Below are 20,836 nucleotides of genomic sequence, written 5' to 3' on the forward strand. Positions count from 1 at the left end.
ATAACTGCGCCCTTTTGAGGAAAAAGGGCAATAATAGAGGGGATTTTGTGGTCAAATAGAGGCTGTTTCGGCTTTTGACACGGAAAATTTTCCTCATATAATTCCGCTTGTTTAAATACCAGGGTTTTTAGAGGTTACCAAAAAATAATAAATAATAAAGCTTGTCAGCTTCGGGGGCGTGCGCCGGGATTGCCACGTCTGCCGCCCTTGCCACGGGTGTTGGCTCCTCTGCGGGAATTGTTCTGACGGCGGGGAGGTCTGTCGTCCTCGAAGCGCTCGTTTCGTCCCTCGTAGGGCTTGACGGTTATTTTCTGACCGTTTATCTTGGTGCCTGCCATTGAGTCAAGAATATGCTCCTTGTCGGCTTCGGGGACTTCTACGGTGGTGAAGCGGTCGTAGATATCTATCTTGCCGAAGCTCTTTCCCGGCATTCCCGTTGCGTCTACAAGTGCGCCGAGAACGAAATTGGGGGCAAGGCGGTTGGCTCTGCCTGCGGATATTTCAAGCTTAACGGTCTTGCCCTTGCCTCTGCCTCTTGAGGCAGAATCGCTGCCCTTGGAAGATGTGTCTCTGGGGGCGGTAAAGGCGATGTCGGGAATATTTCTTGTCTCGGCGGACAGCTTCATTCCTAAAAGTGCGGCGGCAATTTCCTCGGCGGAGAGATTGTTTTCACGCATAAGCCTTGTGACCTCGGAAATGTACTTATCGTATTTTCCGCTTTCGCAGCTTGAGATTATTTTCTCGCTCACGTGCTCCGACTTGCGCTTTACGATCTCTTCCTTTGTGGGAAGCTCGGCTCTGACAATTTCAGTTTTTATGAATTTGGAAATGTCTCTCAGTTCATAAAACTGCTTTCTGCCGCTGATTATGGTATAGGCGGCGCCGCTTTTGCCTGCTCTGCCCGTTCTGCCGATACGGTGGATATAATATTCGTTGTCCTGGGGGAGGTCATAGTTGAATACTGCGTCTACATCGTCTACGTCAATTCCTCTTGCGGCTACATCGGTGGCGATGAGGACGTTTATGGCTCCAGATTTAAAGGCGTTGAGGACTTGTGTGCGGCTCTGCTGCTTCATATCTCCGTGAAGTCCGGACGCTTTGAAGCCCTTTGACACGAGGGCGTCCGTAAGTTCGTCCACCATTTTCTTGGTATTGCAGAATACCATTGACAGGCGGGGCTCATAGGCGATAAGCAGCATTCTCAGGGCATCGGTCTTTCTGCCCATAGGCACTTCGAAATATTTCTGCTCTATGCTTTCAACGGTACGTGCCTTGCTTTCCACCTTTATCACTATGGGGTCGGTCTGGTACTGCTTTGTTATGGCCATTATGGGAGGGGGCATTGTGGCGGAGAAAAGCACCGTCTGACGCTCCTCGGGGACGTACTGCAGGATCGTTTCGATATCCTCACGGAAGCCCATATTGAGCATTTCATCTGCCTCGTCGAGGATTATGGTGCGCAGATTTTCAAGGCGGAGGGTCTTTCTGCCGATATGATCCATCACTCGTCCGGGAGTGCCCACAACGATATTTGCGCCACGCTTTAATTCGCCTATCTGTCTGTCCATTGCTGCACCGCCGTAGACTGCGCAGGGGCGCACCCAGGGCATATATGCGGCAAATTTCTTTATCTCGTCGCACGCCTGCATTGCCAGCTCTCTGGTGGGGCAGAGGACAAGCACCTGAACGCCTTTGCTGCCCTTTTCGATCCCTGCAATGGCGGGAATTCCGAATGCGGCGGTCTTTCCTGTACCTGTGTTGGATTTTCCTACCAGATCCCTTCCCTCAAGCATTACGGGAATGGCTTTTGACTGTATTTCGGTAGCTTCGGTGAAGCCCATTTCGGTGACTGCCCGTACTATTTCTTCGGGGAGGTCAAGTTCTGTAAAAAGCATTAAATTATCCTTTCATTATAACGGTAATGTTTTGATTTATCATACTAAAACATTATTATAACATACGTGATTATGCGATGTCAACAAAGAATAAGGCGGCAAATTGTTAATTTTGTAAAAATTTAGTAGGAATATTTTTAGGTTACAATTAAAATGCGGTGGCAGGTGGGCTTGCGGGTCAGATGTAAATAAAATGTTAATTAACCCGATCTATCCTTGAAAACACTATATATTGTGGTATAATTAAATAGTCGGCACTAAATATTGTGACGGCGGATTATGAAATTTATGCTGGGAGTAATGAAAATGAACATTAACGTTACGGGTGGAGAAATTTCCAATGAGGAACTTGAGGCTTACATCAGGCACGGCGAGGAGAATTACCCCGGGAAAAAGATCGTGGGCATTGATATTGCTCTTGACGGCGATTTTGTAGATCTGAATTATTATTTTGAAAGCGTTCCCTTTGACCGTATAAGAAGAATCACGGGCTATCTTGTGGGCACTCTTGACCGCTTCAATGACGCAAAGCGTGCGGAAGTTATGGACAGGGTGAAACACGGAACCTGCTGATCGAATATATGTATCTTTTGGAGCCGATGCGGTTTTGCTGCATCGGCTCTTTTATTTTTGAAATATATGTGCTGATTTGACAAGATGGGCTGGGCAATTTTGGACATTTATACGAATTTGCTCAAAAATGATACTTTTGTGCTGAAATAGTATTGACAAATTGACACAAATGTGCTATAATGTGAATACGGATATGGATATGAGGAAATGATAAGCAGGAACTTTAGCACTCTTATCTCATAAGTGTTAGCACTCTTACGCAAAGACTGCTAAATTTCACCGTTTTTTCACAATACTGATATTGTATTATCATAATAGGGGGGTATTATTATACTCGTAAACGGGAGATACCGAGATGAAGCGGTACAGATACCCCGTTTAAGTAAATTAAACAATCACGAAGCAGCTTCTTTTAGAAGCAGGTTTCCTATTTTTTGAAAGAAGGTATTTTTATGTACGGTTTAACTCCCTTTGAAAGAACTTTTGGTATCTTTGATCCCTTTGCTGACTTCGACAGCGGATTTGTTAAGGACGGTCAGAGGTTTACCGCCTGCCGCACCGATATCCGTGAGGACGATGACAAATTCGTTATGGAGTCCGAGCTCCCCGGCTTTGAAAAGCAGGATATCTCCATTGATATCTCCGGTTCGAGCCTGACGCTGAAGGCTGAGCATTCCGAAAATATGGACGAGAAGGGCAAGAACGGCAAGTATATCCGCCGTGAGCGCACCTACGGCTCATATCAGAGAAGCTTCGATATTTCGGGCATTGACACCGATCACATCAGCGCCGATTACAAGAACGGCATTCTTATTATGACTCTGCCCAAGAAGAAGCCCGATGTTCCTGTTACACGCAGGCTGGAAATTCAGTAATGCGTATCACGGTAGTGAGGAGAACTTCTCCGGGACAAGTTAAAAACAGGCGGAGCGCAAGACCTCCGCATAATCGGAAAGAGGGTAATTTTATGTATGGTTTAACTCCTTTTGAAAGAACCTTTGGCGTTTTTGATCCCTTTGCAGAAATGGGCAGCGGTTTTGTTAAGGACGGCAAGCAGTTTGCCGCCTGCCGCACCGATATCCGTGAGGAGGACGACAGATATATTATGGAGTCTGAGCTTCCCGGCTTTGAAAAGCAGGATATCTCCATTGATATCTCGGGTTCAAGCCTTACGCTGAAAGCCGAACATTCCGAAAATATGGACGAGAAGGACAAGAACGGCAAGTATATCCGCCGTGAGCGCACTTACGGCTCATATCAGAGAAGCTTCGACATTTCGGGCATTGACGCAGACCACATCAGCGCCGATTACAAGAACGGCATACTTATTATGGTGCTTCCCAAGAAGAAGCCCGATGTTCCCGTTTCACGGAGACTGGAAATTCAGTAATGTGTTTATGGGAGGGGATATCCTCTCCCGTATCGTAAATTAAATCCACGGAAAGACGTTCGGCTCGGTCGGATAATTTCCTGCACCACCGGGTCGGACGGCTTTCTGTTTACATATATAATATATTTTACCTGTAAGTTCCAATGTAAATTGTGCATTATGATGAAAATGCAGGGATTTACGCAAAAACACTTGATTTTTTTAGTGAACGTGGTAAAATATATTTAGCACTCCAGAAATAGGAGTGCTAACACATCAAGCGTTTGACTGCTAAAACTATTTGGCGGCTATTTATAGGAAGGAGTTTTTTAGTTATGAAAATCAAGCCACTTGCAGACAGAGTTGTTATTAAGATGACTGAGGCTGAGGAGACCACCAAGAGCGGTATAATCCTCACCGGCAATGCCAAGGAAAAGCCCCAGATCGCTGAGATCGTTGAGGTAGGTCCCGGCGGTATGGTTGACGGCTGTGAAGTAAAGATGGAGCTTAAGGTCGGTCAGAAGGTCCTCGCTTCCAAGTATGCGGGCACTGAGGTAAAGATCGACGGCGTTGAATACACTATTCTCCGTCAGTCCGAAATTCTCGCAGTTGTTGAATAAGGAAACATTCTAAATTTATTGGAGGTACATTACAATGGCTAAGGATATTATTTACGGCGAAGACGCCCGCAAGTCTTTACAGGCAGGCATTGACAAGCTTGCTAATACAGTTAAGATCACTCTCGGCCCTAAGGGCAGAAACGTAGTTCTTGACAGAAAGTTCGGTTCTCCTCTTATCACTAACGACGGCGTTACAATTGCCAAGGAAATTGAGCTTGACAACGCTTTCGAGAATATGGGCGCTCAGCTCGTTAAGGAAGTTGCCACAAAGACAAATGACGCTGCAGGCGACGGTACCACTACCGCTACTCTTCTCGCTCAGGCTCTTATCAGAGAGGGTATGAAGAACATTGCTGCAGGCGCTAATCCTATGATCGTTAAGAAGGGTATGTCTAAGGCTGTTGACGCTGCTGTTGAGGCTATCAAGACAAACTCCAAGGAAATTGACGGATTTGCAGATATCGAGAGAGTTGCTACTGTTTCTTCCGCTGACGAGAAGGTGGGCAAGCTCATCGCCGAGGCTATGCAGAAGGTAACCTCCGACGGCGTTATCACCATTGAGGAGTCCAAGACTGCCGAGACTTACTCCGAGGTAGTTGAAGGTATGCAGTTCGACAGAGGCTACATCACTCCTTATATGGTTACAGATACAGACAAGATGGAAGCTGTTATTGACGATGCTTACATTCTTATCACAGACAAGAAGATCTCTTCTATCCAGGAACTCCTTCCTCTTCTTGAGCAGATCGTAAAGACAGGCAAGAAGCTGGTCATCATTGCTGAGGACATCGAGGGCGAGGCACTTTCCACCCTTATCGTTAACAAGCTGAGAGGTACATTCACTTGTGTTGCTGTTAAGGCTCCCGGCTTCGGCGACAGAAGAAAGGAAATGCTCCAGGATATCGCTATCCTTACAGGCGGTCAGGTAATTTCCGAGGAAATTGGTCTTGAGCTCAAGGATACTGAGGTTTCTCAGCTCGGCCGTGCTAAGCAGGTAAAGGTCACAAAGGAAAACACCATTATTGTTGACGGTCAGGGCGACAAGTCCGAGATCAAGGACAGGATCAATCAGATCAAGTCTCAGATCGAGGTAACTACTTCCGAATTCGACAAGGAAAAGCTCCAGGAGAGACTTGCTAAGCTTTCCGGCGGTGTTGCTGTTATCAAGGTAGGCGCTGCTACAGAGGTTGAGATGAAGGAGAAGAAGCTCCGCATCGAGGACGCTCTTGCTGCTACTAAGGCTGCTGTTGAAGAGGGTATCGTTGCAGGCGGCGGAACTGCTCTTATCAATGCTATGCCCGCTGTTGCTAAGCTCACTGCTTCACTTTCCGGCGATGAGAAGACAGGCGCTCAGATCGTTCTCAAGGCTCTTGAAGAACCCGTTCGTCAGATCGCTGCAAATGCCGGTCTTGAAGGCTCTGTTATCATTGACAAGATCGTTCGCTCCAGAAAGGTCGGCTACGGCTTCGACGCTTACAGCGAGACTTATGTTGATATGATCCCTGCAGGTATCGTTGATCCTACTAAGGTTACACGTTCTGCTCTCCAGAACGCTGCTTCCGTTGCTGCTATGGTTCTTACTACAGAGTCCCTGGTTGCTGACATCAAGGAGGACACTCCTGCTCCCGCTGCAGGCGCAGGTATGGACGGCGGTATGTACTAATACCGAAACGCTCGAATATAAATTTTTTTCGCCGTACAGGGTGTTCCTGTACGGCGATTTTATCTTTATTGGGGAAAAGTTTGAGGATATCAAGTGATGTTTGGGAGCATAAAAAAATTTATTCTTTATTATTTTTTCTTTATAATTTAAAATGGAGAGCGGTTTAAAGAATAAAGAATAAATAATAAAGAATAAATCAGAATGTTAGCGGGACGGGAGACCCGTCCCCTACAAGGTTTTGGAGAAAAATAGATAGTTCTATCGTTACCGAGCCGTATATTTATAATCAAGACAAACTATAGAACGAGCGGCTGCAGGCTCAGTCTGCCTCAGCCTGCTCATACTCTTTTTGTAGGTCTTGTGGCTGCCTTTACCTCCATAATGCCGTCTTCGCTGTAGAAGAATACCGTTCTGCCGAAATTCAGACCCGTTTCTTCGGCGATTATGGGGATATTATATGTTCCGAGCACCTTTTTCACCGCTTCTATATTTCGCTCGCCGATGTTGAATACGGCGGAATTGGTGCTGAACATCTGGGCTCCTCCTGCTATTTTTGCGGTGAGACGGTATTTCTTTGCACCCATTGCCACCATTTTCTGTATAAGTTCGGTTATGCCTGTGTCGGCGTATCTTCTCATATTGTCTGCGGCTGCCCCTGCGTCCTTGCTCCAGGGCAGCATTATATGTGCAAGTCCTGCGATCTTCAGCTCTGCGTCATAGAGGCAGATGCCTATGCAGGAGCCTAATGCGTATGTCGCCAGAACTTCGGGACTTTTTACCACATTAAGATCTGCTATACCAATGTTTACCATTTTACGTTACACTCCCCACAGCGGAATTTCCGTCTGATTTCGTTTTTCCGAAATGAGCTTCACTTATTTTTATACTTCTATTCCAAGCTTGGAAAACAGCGTTTCAAGTGATGAAAGCTCGGGTACGAGGATCATATTGCTCTTTATCTCGCTGCTGTCGCCGCCTGCAGGGGAGTCTCCGAAGATAAAGCTGTCGTCGATAAACAGCACGCTGTTGCCTATCTGGGCAAATTCTACGGCGGGTACTGCAAGTATGGCTCCTGCCATATCTATGCTTATGGTGGGTACGGAAATGTCTATCGTAAGCCCCGTGAGGGAGGATATGGCGTTTACATAGGAGCCTGCAAGGATATTTCCTATTTCCTGTATGAATGAGATATCCATTTCGTCAAGCTCCGTAAGGTCGTTTATCTGCTTGCCGAAAACGGCGTTCAGCATTGAGTTTGCAAAGTTTTTCTGAAGCACATAGAGCATCATTCCGTTGATATCCCCTTTAAGTCCCACGAGCATTCCCAGAACTACATTTTCGGGTCCGCCCAGATACTCCACAGACTCGTTGAAGTCAAGAAGCTTTACGGTGGGAACGGATATATCTATGGTCTGGCTCAGCATCTGGGAAAGAGAGCTGGCTGCGTTTCCCTGCCCGATGTTGCCTATCTCACGCAGCACGTCAAAATGCATTGCGTTAAGCTGTTCCATATTCTGAAGTGACATAATATCACTGCCTTTCTATAGGGTTTTATGCGGTTATCCACGGAGATTATTCACAAGGTTATTCAGCTCGTCGTGGAGCTTTACCATATTTACATTGAGCTGGAAGGCTCTCTGATATTCGATTACCTTTGTCATTTCGGTTGCGACATTGGTTCCCGAGGCTTCCATATAGCCTTGCTTTTTCTTGATGGTGTCATCTGCGATCGCCTCGCCGCTGGAGCCTGTGTTTATATAGTAATTGTCTCCGAACTGGTCGAGTCCGTAGGGATTTTCAAAGCGGTAAGTGCCTATCCGGGGGATAAGCTCGGTGTAATTTATCTGCATATCCTCATTAAATGGGACGGTTATGCGGTTGCCCTCGTAGTCAAGGACAAAGCTGCCCTTGCTGTCGCAGAGCTGCCAGGTGCCGTTGCCGTCAATATCGGTGATGTAGAATGCGCCGTCCTTGGTGTAGGCGGTGTTGCCCGAGGGGGTCTCTACGGCGAAAAAGCCTTCGTCAAGGGCTGCAAAATCAAGGTCACGCTCGGTATGTCTCAGGGTGGACTGCTCGAACATAAGGTCGGTCTTGTCTACCTTTACGCCGTGTCCCGTCTGCACTTCCTCGATATTGTTATTGCGCTTTGTATATACAAGGTCTGCAAAGGAGGGTCGGGACGCCTTGAAGCCGTAGGTATTTACGTTTGCAAGGTTGTTTCCTGTGATGTCCATTCCCATCTGATTGCTTATCACGCCTGTGGTGGCGGTGAAAAATCCTATCCTGCCCATTTATTTATCATTCCTTTCAGATAGGTATCATACCTTCATAAGATTGTTTACGGCAAGCTGATTTACGGAGTTTATTATCTGCAGAGCCTGTGAATTTGCTCTGAAAAGGGAGTTTGCGTCCATTGCCTTTGCCATTTCGGCGGCGATATTTACATTTGAACGCTCATACCAGCCCTGTCTGATACGGTAGACCATTCCCTCGGGGATATTTCCCCAGCCCACGTCCTCGTAGGGGCGCATAAGGTTGGTGTCAACCTTTTCGATGTCGGAGTCATCGGGGATATAGGTGAGGGCAAGCTGAATTTCCCTGCCGTCATCTACCTGAATGAGTCCGTCCTCTCTTACGGTGAAATTGGCTGTGCCCAGCTGAATGGGGTCGCCGTTATCGTCTATCACTCTGCCTGCGGAGCCAAGGGCAAGATATCCCTCGTTGTCGATATTGAACTGTCCGTTTCGGGTGAGAAGCACTTCTCCCGAATTTCTCCTCTGGATATTGAAATACACAGAGCCCATTACTGCCATATCAAGACGGGAATCTGTCTGCTCAAAGGTGCCCGATTCAAGGGAGGTCTTGGTCTCAAGCAGGGTCCTGTAACGGATAGTGCCCGTTTGGCTGCGTTCTCCGTTGGCAAGGAGTAGAAGATTGTCGTGGAATGTGGTGGGAATAGCCGCATCGGACTTATATCCTGCTGTATTCGTATTTGAAAGGTTGTTTGTAATTACGTTTAAAATTCTTTCCTCGTTCAGTATTCCGTTGACGGAGGTGTAGTATCCTCTGAGCATTGCTTTTACCGCCTTTCCGATGTTTTATTCCATCATATATCCGGAAATTTTTTCTCTGAGCTTGTCCACCGCTTTGGTGTGTATCTGGCATACTCTTGACTCGGATATGCCAAGCACCTGGGCAATCTCGGAGTATTTAAGCTTTTCGTAATAATATAGGGTTATGACCGTTCTTTCCTTGTCCTTTAAGCTGTCGATAGCCTGTGCAAGCTGCGATCTTCTCTCGGAGAGGATAAGCTGTGCCTCTGCCTCGCTTTCTCCCGTGTCGTCAGCCATATCAAAGCCGTCAAAGAGAAGCTCTTCAAAGGAAAGAGTGGAGGCTGCCGCCGATCTTGACAGAAAACTGTCAAGTTTTTCCGCTGTAATACCCAGTTTTGCGGCTATCTCCTCACGGGTGGGTTCACGGTCTAGCTCGGTGTACAGCGCCGAATATGCGCTGTCATAGTCACGTATGAATTTCCGCACGCCTCGGGGAACGCTGTCCTGCCTGCGGATATAATCTATTATCGCCCCACGCACTTTTATGGAGGCGTAGGTGTCGAATTTGACGTTCTTTTTGGGGTCAAAGCTGTCAACTGCGCTCATAAGGGCAAGGACTGCTTCGTTTGAGATATCGTCGTCGTCTGCATAGCGGCGGTACATATTTCTTGTGGAAAGTACGGCGTAGCGGACGATATGCATACTCCGCATAACTATCTCGTTGCGGATGGATCTGTCGGGTGTCTGTCTGTATCTGTCGAACAGTCCCGAAATATCGGTATTTATCTCCGCTGTTTTTTCAGCATACACATCAGACACCGCCTTTCGTTTAAATGCTGATATTGCCCACAGCCTGTATCTGAACGGTGTTGTCTATCTCATTGAAGGAAAGCACCGTTACATTGGGGATAAACTGGTCTACAAGCTTTTTAAAGTAAATTCGGACAATGGGGGAGGTGAGCACGATGGGGGAGGGTACAACGTCCTTTATCTTTTCGATCTGGGCGTTTAAAGAGGCGATAAGCGCCTGAATGGACTGGGGGTCCATTGCAAGATAGGAGCCTTGCTCGGACTTCTTCACCGAAGAAACTATCTTGTTTTCGGTCTCGGTGTCGAGAGTTATGACCCTTATCTGACCGCCGTCGGAGAAGCGTCTTGTGATAGTTCGTTTCAGAGCCTGACGGACGTACTCGTTTGTTATATCAAGATCTTTCATATTGTGCTGATTGTCCGCAAGGGTCTCGAGAATGGTCTGGAGATCTCTTATGGGCACGTTTTCCTTCAGAAGCATACAAAGCTCCTTCTGGAGATATGCCACAGGCACAACGTTCGGGACGATATCCTCTACGATAGAGGGGTTTGTCTCCTTCAGCTTGTCAAGCATCGTTTTGACGTCCTGACGGCTGAGAAGCTCGTGGGCGTGGTTTTTGATGACCTCGGAAAGGTGGGTTATCATTACAGAGGTGGGGTCTATGAGGGTGTAGCCTGCTATTTCGGCACGGAGCTTGTTTTCCTCGCTTATCCACTTGGCAGGGATATTGAAGGCAGGCTCGATGGTGTCGATGCCGTCCACCTCTCGGGTAACGTTTCCACTATCGAGAGCAAGGTAATGGTCCATAAGTATCTCGCCCTCGGCGACGGTCTCGCCCTTTATTTTGATAACATACTGATTGGGATTTATGTGCTGGTTGTCCCTCATTCGGATAGAGGGGAAAACCATTCCCATATCAATGGCAAACTGCTTTCGGAAGATGACAACTCGCTCAATGAAGGTTCCGCCTGCTGACTCGTCCGCAAGGGGGATAAGGGAATATCCGAATTCCATTTCGATAGGCTCGACATTAAGGAGCTTATAAACGTTGTCAATGTCCTTGTAGTATTCCATTTCGGAAATAGCGTCCTGATTTTCCGCCATTTCCTTGGCTCCCTGCTCCTCTGCCTCCTGCTCCTCAGTCTTCATAGAGCGGGAAAGTCCCACGCCGAGGGCAATGAGTGCGCCGCCCAGTACGAAAAGGGTAAGGGTGGGGAAGCCAGGGATAAAGCCCATTACGAACATTACAAGACCTGCAATGAAGGGAACTCTGGGCTGGGAAGTGAACTGACCGATAACGTCGCTGTTGAGGGATTCCTCGGAAGCGGCACGGGTAACTATCATACCCATTGAAATGGATATGAGGAGGGATGGTATCTGGGAGCAGAGACCGTCTCCCACGGTGGCGATAGAGTAGGTGGAGAGCACGGTGCTGAAATCCATTCCGCCGAATACCAGACCCATTACAGCTCCGCCTAACAGGTTTACGATAGCCGCAACGATAGAGAATGTTGCATCTCCCTTGACGAACTTAGCGGCACCGTCCATTGCACCGAAGAAGTCTGACTCCCTCTGCACCTTGTCACGGCGGCGCTTTGCTTCCTTGTCATCGATTATGCCCTGATTAAGGTCGGCGTCTATTGCCATCTGCTTACCGGGCATAGCGTCAAGGGTAAATCGTGCTGTTACCTCGGCAACTCGCTCTGCGCCCTTGGTGATGACCACCATCTGCACTACGGTAATAAGGATAAACACGATAAATCCAACTACCGCATTGCCGCCCATTACGAATGTGCCGAAAGCTTTTACTATCTCACCCGCATAGCCCTTGTTCATAAGGATAGAACGGGTGGAGGATATGTTAAGTCCCAGTCGGAATACTGTTGTTATGAGCAGCAGCGACGGGAATATGGAAAATTCAAGGGATTCCTTTATGTACATCGTTGTGAGGAGAATGTACACCGACAGGGCAATGTTGACCGCAAAAAGCAGGTCAAGAAGCCAGGTCGGAAGAGGAATAACTATGAGAAATACGGCGAGAATGACAAATACCGTTACAATATTCTTGCCTACTATTTTCTTCAAAAAGTCCACTTAGGTATTGCCGCCCTCCTTGTGAAAAGCCGTCAGTAATTAAACGGCGCCGATGATTTGTTTTCGGGTAATATCCCTTTGGGGACAGGTTTCTTTTTAAGATTATACACGAACCAGAGCACATCTGCCGCAGCCTGATAAAATTCTGCGGGTATCTCTCTGCCCACATCTACCTTTTCGTAGATACCCCTTGCAAGAGGAACATTTTCGACAGTGGGAACATCGTGTTCTGCGGCAACGTCCGCAATGCGGAGAGCTGCCAGGTCCTTTCCCTTGGCAATGACCACGGGAGCGGAGTTTTTCTCGGGATCGTATTTCAGAGCCACAGCAAAGTGGGTAGGGTTACGGATTATAACGTCCGCCTCAGGAACAGCCTGCATCATTCGCTGATTTGCCATCTGCTGCTGGATAGCACGGCGTTTTCCCTTGATCTTGGGGTCTCCTTCCATCTGCTTGTACTCGTCCTTGACCTCCTGCTTTGTCATTTTCAGGTCGTTTTCATAGGAATAGCGCTGGAACATAAAGTCCACAGCCGCCACCGCCACGAAAACCATTCCAAGGGTCATTACGATGGAGAATATAGTCTCGGCGATGTAAACAACGCCGCTTATTGGCTCAACATTCATAAGTCTTGCTATTTCGGGCAGTCTGTCCTTTATTTCGCTGTAGACCACCACGATAAGCAGTATCATTTTTATGAGAGATTTGGCAAGCTCGAAAAGTCCTTTAAGAGAGAACATTTTCTTTATGCCGTTTATGGGATTGAGCTTATCCAGCTTGAATTTTAAGCTTTCAAAGGAAATTAGGAATTTCGTCTGGATACCCGTTGAAGCAATGGCGGTGAGAAAGGATACTGCCAGCAGAGCGCCTGTTGTGACGAAGAATATCATTGCCACATCAATGACAAGCCCTCTTGCAAAGCTTTCAGCGCCGATATACTGTATGTCGCCTATGCCCTCTCCTGCCATTGAAAAGTACTTTTTCATAAAGTCTCCCAGACGGGAAAATATGCTTGGAGCGGTGATCCTCAGTACGAAAAATGAAAGAAACAGGGAGCATACCACAGCCACGTCCTGACTTTTAAGGACCTGACCCTTTTTACGGGCGTCACGCCGCTTTTTGTCGGTGGCTTCTTCGGTTTTCTCCTCGCCGTTTTCGTTCTCTGCCATTTAACCACCAGCCTTTTTGACGAGAACAGTATCAGTTGAATATGAGCGGGAGCATTTCCCGACAGGTGTTAAGCATTTTATCGGTGTAGTCTGCGATGAACTCGCTCATAGGGGAGGTGATGGCAAAAAGGACTACAAAGCCAACTATCACCTTGAGCTGGATATTCACCACGATTATCTGTATCTGGGGAACTGTTTTCATCAGTATGCCCATACAGAATTCTACGATAAGCTCTGCGGCTATGACGGGCATTGCAAGCTGCATCATAAGCACAAGTATCTGTGAAAACATTGATACGATTGTCCAGCCAAGGTCGGGGTTCAGGTGTCCTCCCCCAAGGGGTATGACCTCAAAGGAGTCCACGAAAATGCGGATAAGCGTGAGGTGAGCGTTTGAGGCGAAGAAGTACAGGTACATAAAAAATCCAATAAATGAACCGTACATTGACATCTGGATGTGGGTTGAGGGGTCAAAGACCTTTGCCATACCCAGACCTGCCTGAGCGTCCATAATATCGCCTGCCAGGTATATCATATAAACGAACAGGTCGCATATGAATCCGAGCACCACGCCTATGAACAGCTCTGCCGCAAAGCTAAGAACATATTGTCCCACCGTATTTCCCGCATCATACTCCATAGGAGGAAGGGCGAGAGCCACGATATACGCCATCAGCAGGGACAGACCCACTCTCACTCTTGCAGGGATATTGCTTCGTGAGAGAATGGGATTAAAGGAAAAAATGCCAAGTATCCTTGCGAATACCATAAGCTTTATATCAAAATCAGACAGGAGCAGCTCCCAGAAATCCATAAATATGACCAGCTTTCTGTTGTATGTCAGCCGGAAACAGTCTGGGTGCTGACAGTTCCTATCATATCGAAAATTTCACGGATAAACGTGTCGGTGCTTGAGATAAAAAAGGAAGCAAGCACCACCAGCAGGAGGGCGATAACTACCACTTTGGGCACAAAGCTAAGGGTCTGCTCGTGTACCTGGGTCGCTGCCTGGATAATGGCGATAACGAGACCTACAAGCATACTGATTATGAGCAGCGGTCCTGCCAGCTTGAAAACAAGTATCATAGCGTCCTTGAAAACCTGAATAACAGCGTCCTCAGTCACCCTGCAGGTTCACTTCCTTTCCGTTTGACGGGTATTTGCTACATATTGAAGCCCGTTACAAGGGAGCCTGCCAGCAGCTGCCAGCCGTCCACAAGCACGAACATCAGAATTTTAAAGGGCATTGCCACCGTTGAGGGGGGCATCATCATCATACCCAGAGACATAAGCACCGAGGAGACAACCATATCTATTACCAGGAACGGTATAAACAGCAGGAAGCCTATCTGGAAGCCTATCTTTATCTCGCTGAGAATGAATGCGGGTGCGACGATCTTAAAGGGGATAGCCTCTGTAAAGGTCTCATCGTCTGTGGCAGGGTATTCCTCTCCCGAAAGGGAAATGAAAAAGGACATCGTATCGTTTGAAGTGTTTTTGAGCATCCACTTTTTCAGAGGAACTGATGCCTGCTGCACTGCTTCGATGGAGGTGTATTCCCCGTTTTTGTAGGGAACGTAAGCCACCTCGTTCATCTCCTCGAGAACGGGAGACATTATAAACAGAGTAAGAAACAGCGCAAGACCTATCATTACCTGATTGGGAGGAGTTGTCTGGATCCCCATAGCATTTCTCAGCAGCGAAAAGGAGATGATAATGCGTGTAAAGCAGGTGAGCATTATCAGTATCGACGGCGCCAGAGAAATGATAGTCAGAAGAATGATAAGGTCAAGGGTGTTGGAATTATTATTCAGATCCAGCAGATCGAGAATACTGTCCGTATCCTCATCCCCGTGGGTAACAGGCTCGTCGTAGGGGAGAGTGGTCTGCGCCTCGGTGACGGACTGAGCAGGGAGCGTAGTCTGAGCCGTTTCGGGAACTGTTGTGGCAACGTTTGATATCTCCGTTTCCATCGGTGTGGTTATGGTAGTTGCCGATGTTACAATCCCGCTTTCTTCGGTCGGGTCGGCTGCGGCATATGTGACCGCTCCTGCGGCGCCCCACATTACCACAGCGGCGCATATCCCGCCTATGGCGGCAGCCTTCAGCTTTTTCGGAAAAGAGCCGCATATTTTATTTTTCATTATACGCCGCCGCCTTTCACGAATTGCCGCTGCTTTTATCATCATCGTTCTTTTTGGGGGTGATAAACTCTTTGCCAAGCTTGCCTGCGTTGTATTTCAGACATTCGGCAAAGGACTTTCCTGCCATATCGCTGTCTTTGGGGGTTGGGGAAGGATTTTCAATAAGCTCCATATCCTCCTCGGACAGCTCGCACAGCAGGTTTATTCCCCCTTGGGAAACGCCGATTAGCAGATTTTTCTTTCCCGCTCTCACCGCCATAACAGACTTGTCCTGTCCCACGCCTACGCAGGAGGATATCTTAATGCCCTTGCGGTCTTTGCCGCCCGTAATGCGGGTGTTCAGCCATTTCATAAGGTACAGCACGCCCAGCATAAGGGCGACTACACCCAGGAGAGCGAGAACAACGGGAATAATTTCAGTCATTATCGTATCAGCCGATTATCTTCTGAACTGTAGCCAGTATTCTGTCGGGCTTGAAGGGCTTGACGATGAAGTCAAGTGCGCCAAGCTTTATAGCCTCAACGACCATAGACTCCTGACCCATAGCGGAGCACATTACTACCTTTGCGGAGGGATCGGAAGCCTTGATGTCTCTGAGAGCCTCGATACCTGTCTTGTTGGGCATTGTGATGTCCATAATTACAAGGTCGGGCTTTTCTGCGGCATAGGTGTTGCAGGCAATCTCGCCGTCGGCAGCCTCGATGATGTTGGTGTAACCGTTCTTTGTGAGGGTGTCCTTGATCATCATTCGCATAAAAGCGGCGTCGTCTACGAGCATAATCTTCTTGTCCATTGTAATTACTCCTTACCTAAATTATCTAAGAATTTTGATTTGATGATTTCGGTTATTCTTACAGCGAAGTTATCGTCAATAACAACGACGTCTCCCTTTGCAATGAGATGACCGTTTACGATGATATCCACAGGTGAACCTGCCTGACGTTCAAGCTCGATTATAGTTCCCTGAGTGAAATCCAGTATCTCTTTGACTTTTTTGCGTGCCGAGCCTATCTCAACGGTAACATCGAGAGGAACGCCCATAAGAAGCTTCAGATTATCATTCTGATCGGCATTCAGATCCTTGTTATTGTAATTCTCAAAACTCTGGAGCTGAACTGCCTGAACATTGACAGCGCTGCCCTTCTGCACAGGCTGCATAGGTGGATATCCGTAGGGCGGCATACCATAATATCCGCCGTAGGGCATTGCTCCTGCCATAGGCATACCCTGCTGAGGCACTCCTTGCTGAGCCATTCCCATCTGGGGAGGAACACCCTGCATACCCATTCCCTGCTGAGGCTGCTGAGCGCCGTAATTCATTTCGGGAGCGGGCTGAGCCATAGGCTGGGGCATTGGCTGCGGCGAAGGCTGAGATGCAGGCTGGGAAGCGTTTGCACCGTTTAAGATCGCATTTATCTCGTCCTGAGAAAGGCTGCCGCCCGAGGAAGCAGAGGGTGCCGGAGCAGGCTCCGAAGCAGCTCCGCCGTTTCCTGCGCCGTTTAACAGCGCCTGTATCTCGTCCTGACTGAGATTTGAGGAAGGTTCCTCGGCAGGAGCGGGTTCTTCCATACCTCCCGAGTATGCCGCCATCATCTTCTGAGCCATTTCCTTAGCCAGTTCTATAGTCATAACGGAAATAAATTCCGAATTTATCACGTTGTCAATGGTGAGCTTAAATCTTATAGCGCATACATAGTCATCGGGGGGAATGCCGTAGGGGTTAACACCCGAGGATTCTTTGCTTACCTCTGCCTGAGGGGTGGAAATGTCGATAGGGGTGTTGATAAGCTCCGACAAAGCCGTAGCGGAAGCGCCCATCATCTGGTTCATTACCTCGCATACCGCCGAGATGTTCATCTCGTCGAACTCGAAGTCGTCCGTTACCTCAAGAGGCAGACCCATAAGCTGATTAAGGATAAGCTGAACGTCGTCCTGCTTGAGAACGAGAACATTTTCGCCGCTCACGCCCTGTATGTACTTGATCTTTACGTGAATGGAAGGCTCCAGCTCGGGATATATCATATCCTTAGCCTTTTCTATGGTCACCGTAGGTGTGGTGATCCATACCTTAGCGCTGAGCATATTGGATACGGCGGTAGCAGCAGAGCCCATTGTTATATTCATTATTTCGCCTATGGCGTCCTGTTCCGCCTCACCGAAGCCGTCAATAGTAACGTTTTCGTCGCTCATTGTTCTACCTCAATTCTTTGTATATATTATCAATTTTAACAGCCTTTTTGTTGCCCATAATTCCCAGCTTGCCGTCGTACCAGACGTTTCCGCCGATCTTCAGCTCCACATTCCGGGTAATGGGAACGTTAAGGGGAATTATATCGTCCACCTGCAAAGTGAGGATATCGTAAAGATCCACCTGAGTGTCACAGAGGATAGCTTTAACGTCAATATCCGTGTCACTGAGAGCGCTCATAATATTGCGTCGCCTTTCCTGATCCTTTTTGGGATCCTGCCTCTGAGTGGGTCTTGCCCATATGTCGCCGAACTTGTTCATAATGGACTCAAGGTTCATAGCGGGAATACAGAAGGACATAATATTTTTTACGTCCTTTATCTCAATTTCCAGCGACACGAGGATAATTACCTCGTCGGGGGGAATGGACTGCATTACACGGGAGTTTGTCTCAACGGCGGTCATTACGGGGTCCATATCTATGTACTGTGACCAGGCGCTTTTCAGAGACTGTGCCATTTTTTCCATAATGCCCTGCATAAGGGTTATCTCGATCTCGGTAAAGTCACGGTTAACTTCGGTATATGTTCCGAGACCGCCCATCAGTCTGTCGATTATGGTGAAAGTTATGGGATTTGATATCTGCATAATGCAGTTTGTTTCCATAACGTCCTCGTCGTGAACGCCCATATTTATGAGGGACATCATAACGTAGTCGGGGAGAGCGTTATTGAACTCGTAATATCGCTGTTCCTCTATCTGCATTACTTCCACCTTGCAGTAAAGTCTCATAAGACCTGTAAGGTAGGAGGACAAAACTCGGGAATAATTCTCGAAAATACTGTCGATGACTTTAAGCTGCTCCTTGGTGAATTTCTTAGGGGTTTTAAAGTCATAATTCTTTACTTTTTTCTCCGAGCTCTGCTCCTCGATCTCCTCGAAAGCTTTTGAGCCCTGGGTATTAAAGCTGTTCAGCAGCTCGTCTATCTGTTTCTGAGACAGAACGTCAGCCAATATTTTCACCTTCATTCATAGGGGATTGCCTTATATAGTCATTATTCGGTGTCGGAGACTGTGACCTCGGGAGGATTGTTTTTCATCTCGTTGAGACGGTCGTTCTTGGAGGAATAGTTTCCGTTGTTCTGAGTAGGAGGAGCGGAAGAAGTTTCTGCCGCAGTATCCTGACTGTCCTCGGAAACAGTACCGTCAGCGTCGGAATAGCTTACAAAGCTCTTGCCGAACTCAAGCTCCATAAGCTCCTGCATTACCGCAGGATCCTCCATATCAATGTCGTTTCTGATAAAGACTATTTCAACTCGCCTGTTCTGGCGCTTGCCCTCTTCGGTGTCGTTGTCGCTTACGGGACGGTATTTTCCGTAGCCTGCGGCGGAGAATTTATCGGGGTCGCAGCAGTCGAGGCTCAGCATATAGTTTATTACCGAGCTTGCACGTCCCGATGACAGTTCCCACTCGTTTGCCGAGGAGCTGGCGCTCTTGGCGGTGTGACCGTTTACCTTAATGGCGAAAACGTGTTTGTCAACGGCTCTGATGCCGTCGCAGATTATCTCAAGTATGTATTTTCCTTCGTCGAGAAGTTCATATGAGTCTCCTGCAAAGAAAACGTTGTCTCTGAATTTCATATAAACGCCTGTGTCAGCCATTTCCACAGAGACCTGATCCTGAAGTCCGGCACTTTCAACGGCTTCGTTAAGGTACATATAGAACTCGTCGAAGTCTATCTCCTGGGAATTCTGTTCCTGTTCCTCGTCCACGTATATAGCCGAGGGGTCGTTTTCGGGATTAGGCTCGTCCACCACAACGTTTATTATCTCGCCCTTTCCTGCGGAAAATGCCTGGGCGATATACTGCCATTTTGTCTCGTCCATAGAGGACATCGAGTAAAGCAGCACGAAGAAGCACAGCAGCAGGGTAACAAGGTCGCCGTAGGTATCCATCCAGTTGGCGCCGCCTCCGCCGCCTCCGCCGCTTTTTCTGTGTGCCATTTTTACACCTCCGAGGGGTAAGGATACGCCGCTTTCTGAGCGCAGATATCCCTATCTGATATATTATAACATATTTCTTTAAAAATCTCTACTGCAATTCACAATATATTTACAAAATGAGATTAAAACTTTTCCGTAAAACTTTGGCTATTTTGTACATTATGCACAAGAGAGCAATGTTTTGCGTAAATTATTTAGCTTCTGCTCCTGCCTTGCCCTTGGGCTTAGTGTTCATAGGGAGCATCATTCTGAGCTTTTCCTCAACATATCTGGGGTTTGCGCCCGAGATAATTGCAAGGGTACCCTCTTCGACTATCTGTAAGCACAGCACCTCGCTGTTGTGGAGATACTGGAGCTGGTTTCCGATAGGAGTGAAGAGAACGTGGGCAAGAAGGCTTCCGTAGAATGTGGTAACAAGAGCCGTTGCCATAGAGCTTCCAAGGCTGGCAGCGGAGTTAGGGTCGGTGGGGTCCATTCGTTTAAGCATACCGATAAGACCGCAGAGGGTTCCGACCATACCGAAAGCGGGGGCAACGCCTGCCGCACGGTTGAAGATAGCGATATTCTGGTCGTGTCTGTCGCAGAGGAAGTTTATGGAGTCGTCGAGCATAGACTTTACCTTGTCCGAGTCATTAGCGTCAACGATGAGCATAAGAGCAGACTTCATAAATGTATCGGTGCAGGCATTTGCCTGTTCCTCAAGAGCAAGGATACCCTTCTGACGGGCGGTCTTGCAGTAATCCACCATCTGCTCAATGTAGCTTTCGGGGTCATACTTTGGGCTGAGTATGGCAAGCTTTAAGAGCTTGCCCATATTTTTTAAGGTACTCATAGGATAGTTTGCGATGACCGCTCCTATGGTGCCTCCCACTACTATTGCAATGGAGGGAATATCTACGAACCACGCCAATTCACCGCCTGAGACCATTCCGTAAAAAGTCATTCCGACAGCGATCACAAATCCTATGATCCACGCTATATTCATAACAGCAGCAATTCCTTTCGATGAAAAAATCTATATAATAAATCCTTTTAACGGATATTTTTTTCTTTTTCAAACTCCATAGCTTTTTGGAGTATCTCGTCCACAGTTTCCTTTACGAAATACCTGTGACCGTTCTGCATAGTTACGACAGTATCGGGAGTTTCCTCTGCCGTTTCAATGAAGCTTTCGTTAATAAGCAGGGTCGTGCCGTTTACACGGGTAAGCATTATCATAACATTTTCCCCTTATTTTTTGCACGGGCATTGCC

At 47.6% G+C, this 20,836-nt stretch carries 23 protein-coding genes; 5 read left to right on the forward strand and 18 right to left on the reverse strand.

Going from position 1 to position 20,836, the window contains the following annotated elements:
- Window positions 1-164 precede the first annotated feature (164 nt).
- Complete coding sequence (locus ACR0QN_RS02750; RefSeq protein WP_432649665.1) at window positions 165-1,895, reverse strand: DEAD/DEAH box helicase; 1,731 nt, start codon at window positions 1,893-1,895, stop codon at window positions 165-167.
- A 279-nt stretch (window positions 1,896-2,174) separates the two neighbouring features.
- On the opposite strand from ACR0QN_RS02750, the gene nrdD reads away from it, so the two are divergent.
- The 5 genes from nrdD (at window position 2,175) to groL (ending at window position 6,120) form a co-directional block, all read left to right on the forward strand.
- Window positions 2,175-2,468 (forward strand): anaerobic ribonucleoside-triphosphate reductase, encoded by a 294-nt coding sequence (gene nrdD / locus ACR0QN_RS02755; protein ID WP_432649666.1) that lies wholly within the window; start codon window positions 2,175-2,177, stop codon window positions 2,466-2,468.
- A gap of 452 nt (window positions 2,469-2,920) precedes the next feature.
- A complete protein-coding gene (locus ACR0QN_RS02760) occupies window positions 2,921-3,343 on the forward strand; it encodes an Hsp20/alpha crystallin family protein (protein ID WP_432649667.1) in 423 nt (140 codons plus the stop codon).
- Between the two features lie 92 nt (window positions 3,344-3,435).
- The gene (locus ACR0QN_RS02765; protein WP_432649668.1) at window positions 3,436-3,858 is read left to right on the forward strand and encodes an Hsp20/alpha crystallin family protein; all 423 of its coding nucleotides are present in this window, start codon (window positions 3,436-3,438) and stop codon (window positions 3,856-3,858) included.
- A gap of 314 nt (window positions 3,859-4,172) precedes the next feature.
- Window positions 4,173-4,457 carry a co-chaperone GroES gene (locus ACR0QN_RS02770; protein ID WP_432649669.1) on the forward strand — a complete coding sequence of 95 codons (285 nt, stop codon included), beginning with the start codon at window positions 4,173-4,175 and terminating at the stop codon, window positions 4,455-4,457.
- A gap of 34 nt (window positions 4,458-4,491) precedes the next feature.
- Window positions 4,492-6,120, forward strand: coding sequence for a chaperonin GroEL (gene groL / locus ACR0QN_RS02775; RefSeq protein ID WP_432649670.1), 1,629 nt, complete (start codon window positions 4,492-4,494; stop codon window positions 6,118-6,120).
- 338 nt (window positions 6,121-6,458) lie between these two features.
- Here the strand turns inward: groL and ACR0QN_RS02780 are convergent, their stop codons facing one another.
- From ACR0QN_RS02780 to ACR0QN_RS02860, 17 genes are all read right to left on the reverse strand, one after another.
- Window positions 6,459-6,932 carry a chemotaxis protein CheD gene (locus tag ACR0QN_RS02780; protein WP_432649671.1) on the reverse strand — a complete coding sequence of 158 codons (474 nt, stop codon included), beginning with the start codon at window positions 6,930-6,932 and terminating at the stop codon, window positions 6,459-6,461.
- A 69-nt stretch (window positions 6,933-7,001) separates the two neighbouring features.
- Window positions 7,002-7,646 carry a chemotaxis protein CheC gene (locus ACR0QN_RS02785; RefSeq protein WP_432649672.1) on the reverse strand — a complete coding sequence of 215 codons (645 nt, stop codon included), beginning with the start codon at window positions 7,644-7,646 and terminating at the stop codon, window positions 7,002-7,004.
- 33 nt (window positions 7,647-7,679) lie between these two features.
- Window positions 7,680-8,411 (reverse strand): flagellar hook-basal body protein, encoded by a 732-nt coding sequence (locus ACR0QN_RS02790; RefSeq protein ID WP_432649673.1) that lies wholly within the window; start codon window positions 8,409-8,411, stop codon window positions 7,680-7,682.
- 27 nt (window positions 8,412-8,438) lie between these two features.
- On the reverse strand, window positions 8,439-9,194 hold the full coding sequence (locus tag ACR0QN_RS02795) for a flagellar hook-basal body protein (RefSeq protein WP_432649674.1): 756 nt from the start codon (window positions 9,192-9,194) through the stop codon (window positions 8,439-8,441).
- A gap of 24 nt (window positions 9,195-9,218) precedes the next feature.
- Complete coding sequence (locus ACR0QN_RS02800; RefSeq protein ID WP_432649675.1) at window positions 9,219-9,983, reverse strand: sigma-70 family RNA polymerase sigma factor; 765 nt, start codon at window positions 9,981-9,983, stop codon at window positions 9,219-9,221.
- Window positions 9,984-10,002: 19 nt separating this feature from the next.
- Window positions 10,003-12,069, reverse strand: coding sequence for a flagellar biosynthesis protein FlhA (flhA, locus tag ACR0QN_RS02805; protein WP_432649765.1), 2,067 nt, complete (start codon window positions 12,067-12,069; stop codon window positions 10,003-10,005).
- Window positions 12,070-12,110: 41 nt separating this feature from the next.
- Window positions 12,111-13,247: a flagellar biosynthesis protein FlhB gene (gene flhB, locus ACR0QN_RS02810; protein WP_432649676.1), complete on the reverse strand. Its 1,137-nt coding sequence runs from the start codon at window positions 13,245-13,247 to the stop codon at window positions 12,111-12,113.
- Window positions 13,248-13,278: 31 nt separating this feature from the next.
- Window positions 13,279-14,061, reverse strand: a complete 783-nt coding sequence (gene fliR, locus ACR0QN_RS02815; protein WP_432649677.1) for a flagellar biosynthetic protein FliR — start codon at window positions 14,059-14,061, stop codon at window positions 13,279-13,281.
- A 26-nt stretch (window positions 14,062-14,087) separates the two neighbouring features.
- Entirely contained in the window at window positions 14,088-14,372 is a 285-nt protein-coding gene (locus tag ACR0QN_RS02820; protein ID WP_432649678.1) for a flagellar biosynthetic protein FliQ, read from the reverse strand.
- Between the two features lie 38 nt (window positions 14,373-14,410).
- Window positions 14,411-15,391 (reverse strand): flagellar type III secretion system pore protein FliP, encoded by a 981-nt coding sequence (gene fliP, locus ACR0QN_RS02825; RefSeq protein WP_432649679.1) that lies wholly within the window; start codon window positions 15,389-15,391, stop codon window positions 14,411-14,413.
- Window positions 15,392-15,407: 16 nt separating this feature from the next.
- Entirely contained in the window at window positions 15,408-15,815 is a 408-nt protein-coding gene (locus ACR0QN_RS02830; protein WP_432649680.1) for a FliO/MopB family protein, read from the reverse strand.
- Window positions 15,816-15,822: 7 nt separating this feature from the next.
- Entirely contained in the window at window positions 15,823-16,185 is a 363-nt protein-coding gene (locus tag ACR0QN_RS02835) for a response regulator (protein WP_432649681.1), read from the reverse strand.
- Between the two features lie 5 nt (window positions 16,186-16,190).
- Window positions 16,191-17,582 carry a flagellar motor switch protein FliN gene (gene fliN / locus ACR0QN_RS02840; protein ID WP_432649682.1) on the reverse strand — a complete coding sequence of 464 codons (1,392 nt, stop codon included), beginning with the start codon at window positions 17,580-17,582 and terminating at the stop codon, window positions 16,191-16,193.
- 4 nt (window positions 17,583-17,586) lie between these two features.
- Complete coding sequence (gene fliM / locus ACR0QN_RS02845; protein ID WP_432649683.1) at window positions 17,587-18,594, reverse strand: flagellar motor switch protein FliM; 1,008 nt, start codon at window positions 18,592-18,594, stop codon at window positions 17,587-17,589.
- Between the two features lie 41 nt (window positions 18,595-18,635).
- Window positions 18,636-19,583, reverse strand: coding sequence for an OmpA/MotB family protein (locus ACR0QN_RS02850; protein WP_432649684.1), 948 nt, complete (start codon window positions 19,581-19,583; stop codon window positions 18,636-18,638).
- A gap of 190 nt (window positions 19,584-19,773) precedes the next feature.
- Window positions 19,774-20,568: a motility protein A gene (locus ACR0QN_RS02855; protein WP_432649685.1), complete on the reverse strand. Its 795-nt coding sequence runs from the start codon at window positions 20,566-20,568 to the stop codon at window positions 19,774-19,776.
- A gap of 47 nt (window positions 20,569-20,615) precedes the next feature.
- Window positions 20,616-20,801 (reverse strand): flagellar FlbD family protein, encoded by a 186-nt coding sequence (locus tag ACR0QN_RS02860; protein ID WP_432649686.1) that lies wholly within the window; start codon window positions 20,799-20,801, stop codon window positions 20,616-20,618.
- Window positions 20,802-20,836: the final 35 nt, after the last annotated feature.

Origin of the sequence: Huintestinicola sp., from assembly GCF_050874005.1 — a bacterium.
Lineage (GTDB): Bacteria > Bacillota > Clostridia > Oscillospirales > Ruminococcaceae > Huintestinicola.

Bases quoted from the DNA above. Each gene is read 5' to 3' on its own strand.
- ACR0QN_RS02750 (WP_432649665.1), bottom strand. From the start codon at position 1,895: ATGCTTTTTACAGAACTTGACCTCCCCGAAGAAATAGTACGGGCAGTC.
- nrdD (WP_432649666.1), top strand. From the start codon at position 2,175: ATGAAATTTATGCTGGGAGTAATGAAAATGAACATTAACGTTACGGGT.
- ACR0QN_RS02760 (WP_432649667.1), top strand. From the start codon at position 2,921: ATGTACGGTTTAACTCCCTTTGAAAGAACTTTTGGTATCTTTGATCCC.
- ACR0QN_RS02765 (WP_432649668.1), top strand. From the start codon at position 3,436: ATGTATGGTTTAACTCCTTTTGAAAGAACCTTTGGCGTTTTTGATCCC.
- ACR0QN_RS02770 (WP_432649669.1), top strand. From the start codon at position 4,173: ATGAAAATCAAGCCACTTGCAGACAGAGTTGTTATTAAGATGACTGAG.
- groL (WP_432649670.1), top strand. From the start codon at position 4,492: ATGGCTAAGGATATTATTTACGGCGAAGACGCCCGCAAGTCTTTACAG.
- ACR0QN_RS02780 (WP_432649671.1), bottom strand. From the start codon at position 6,932: ATGGTAAACATTGGTATAGCAGATCTTAATGTGGTAAAAAGTCCCGAA.
- ACR0QN_RS02785 (WP_432649672.1), bottom strand. From the start codon at position 7,646: ATGTCACTTCAGAATATGGAACAGCTTAACGCAATGCATTTTGACGTG.
- ACR0QN_RS02790 (WP_432649673.1), bottom strand. From the start codon at position 8,411: ATGGGCAGGATAGGATTTTTCACCGCCACCACAGGCGTGATAAGCAAT.
- ACR0QN_RS02795 (WP_432649674.1), bottom strand. From the start codon at position 9,194: ATGCTCAGAGGATACTACACCTCCGTCAACGGAATACTGAACGAGGAA.
- flhB (WP_432649676.1), bottom strand. From the start codon at position 13,247: ATGGCAGAGAACGAAAACGGCGAGGAGAAAACCGAAGAAGCCACCGAC.
- fliR (WP_432649677.1), bottom strand. From the start codon at position 14,061: ATGGATTTCTGGGAGCTGCTCCTGTCTGATTTTGATATAAAGCTTATG.
- fliP (WP_432649679.1), bottom strand. From the start codon at position 15,391: ATGAAAAATAAAATATGCGGCTCTTTTCCGAAAAAGCTGAAGGCTGCC.
- ACR0QN_RS02830 (WP_432649680.1), bottom strand. From the start codon at position 15,815: ATGACTGAAATTATTCCCGTTGTTCTCGCTCTCCTGGGTGTAGTCGCC.
- ACR0QN_RS02835 (WP_432649681.1), bottom strand. From the start codon at position 16,185: ATGGACAAGAAGATTATGCTCGTAGACGACGCCGCTTTTATGCGAATG.
- fliN (WP_432649682.1), bottom strand. From the start codon at position 17,582: ATGAGCGACGAAAACGTTACTATTGACGGCTTCGGTGAGGCGGAACAG.
- ACR0QN_RS02850 (WP_432649684.1), bottom strand. From the start codon at position 19,583: ATGGCACACAGAAAAAGCGGCGGAGGCGGCGGAGGCGGCGCCAACTGG.
- ACR0QN_RS02855 (WP_432649685.1), bottom strand. From the start codon at position 20,568: ATGAATATAGCGTGGATCATAGGATTTGTGATCGCTGTCGGAATGACT.
- ACR0QN_RS02860 (WP_432649686.1), bottom strand. From the start codon at position 20,801: ATGATAATGCTTACCCGTGTAAACGGCACGACCCTGCTTATTAACGAA.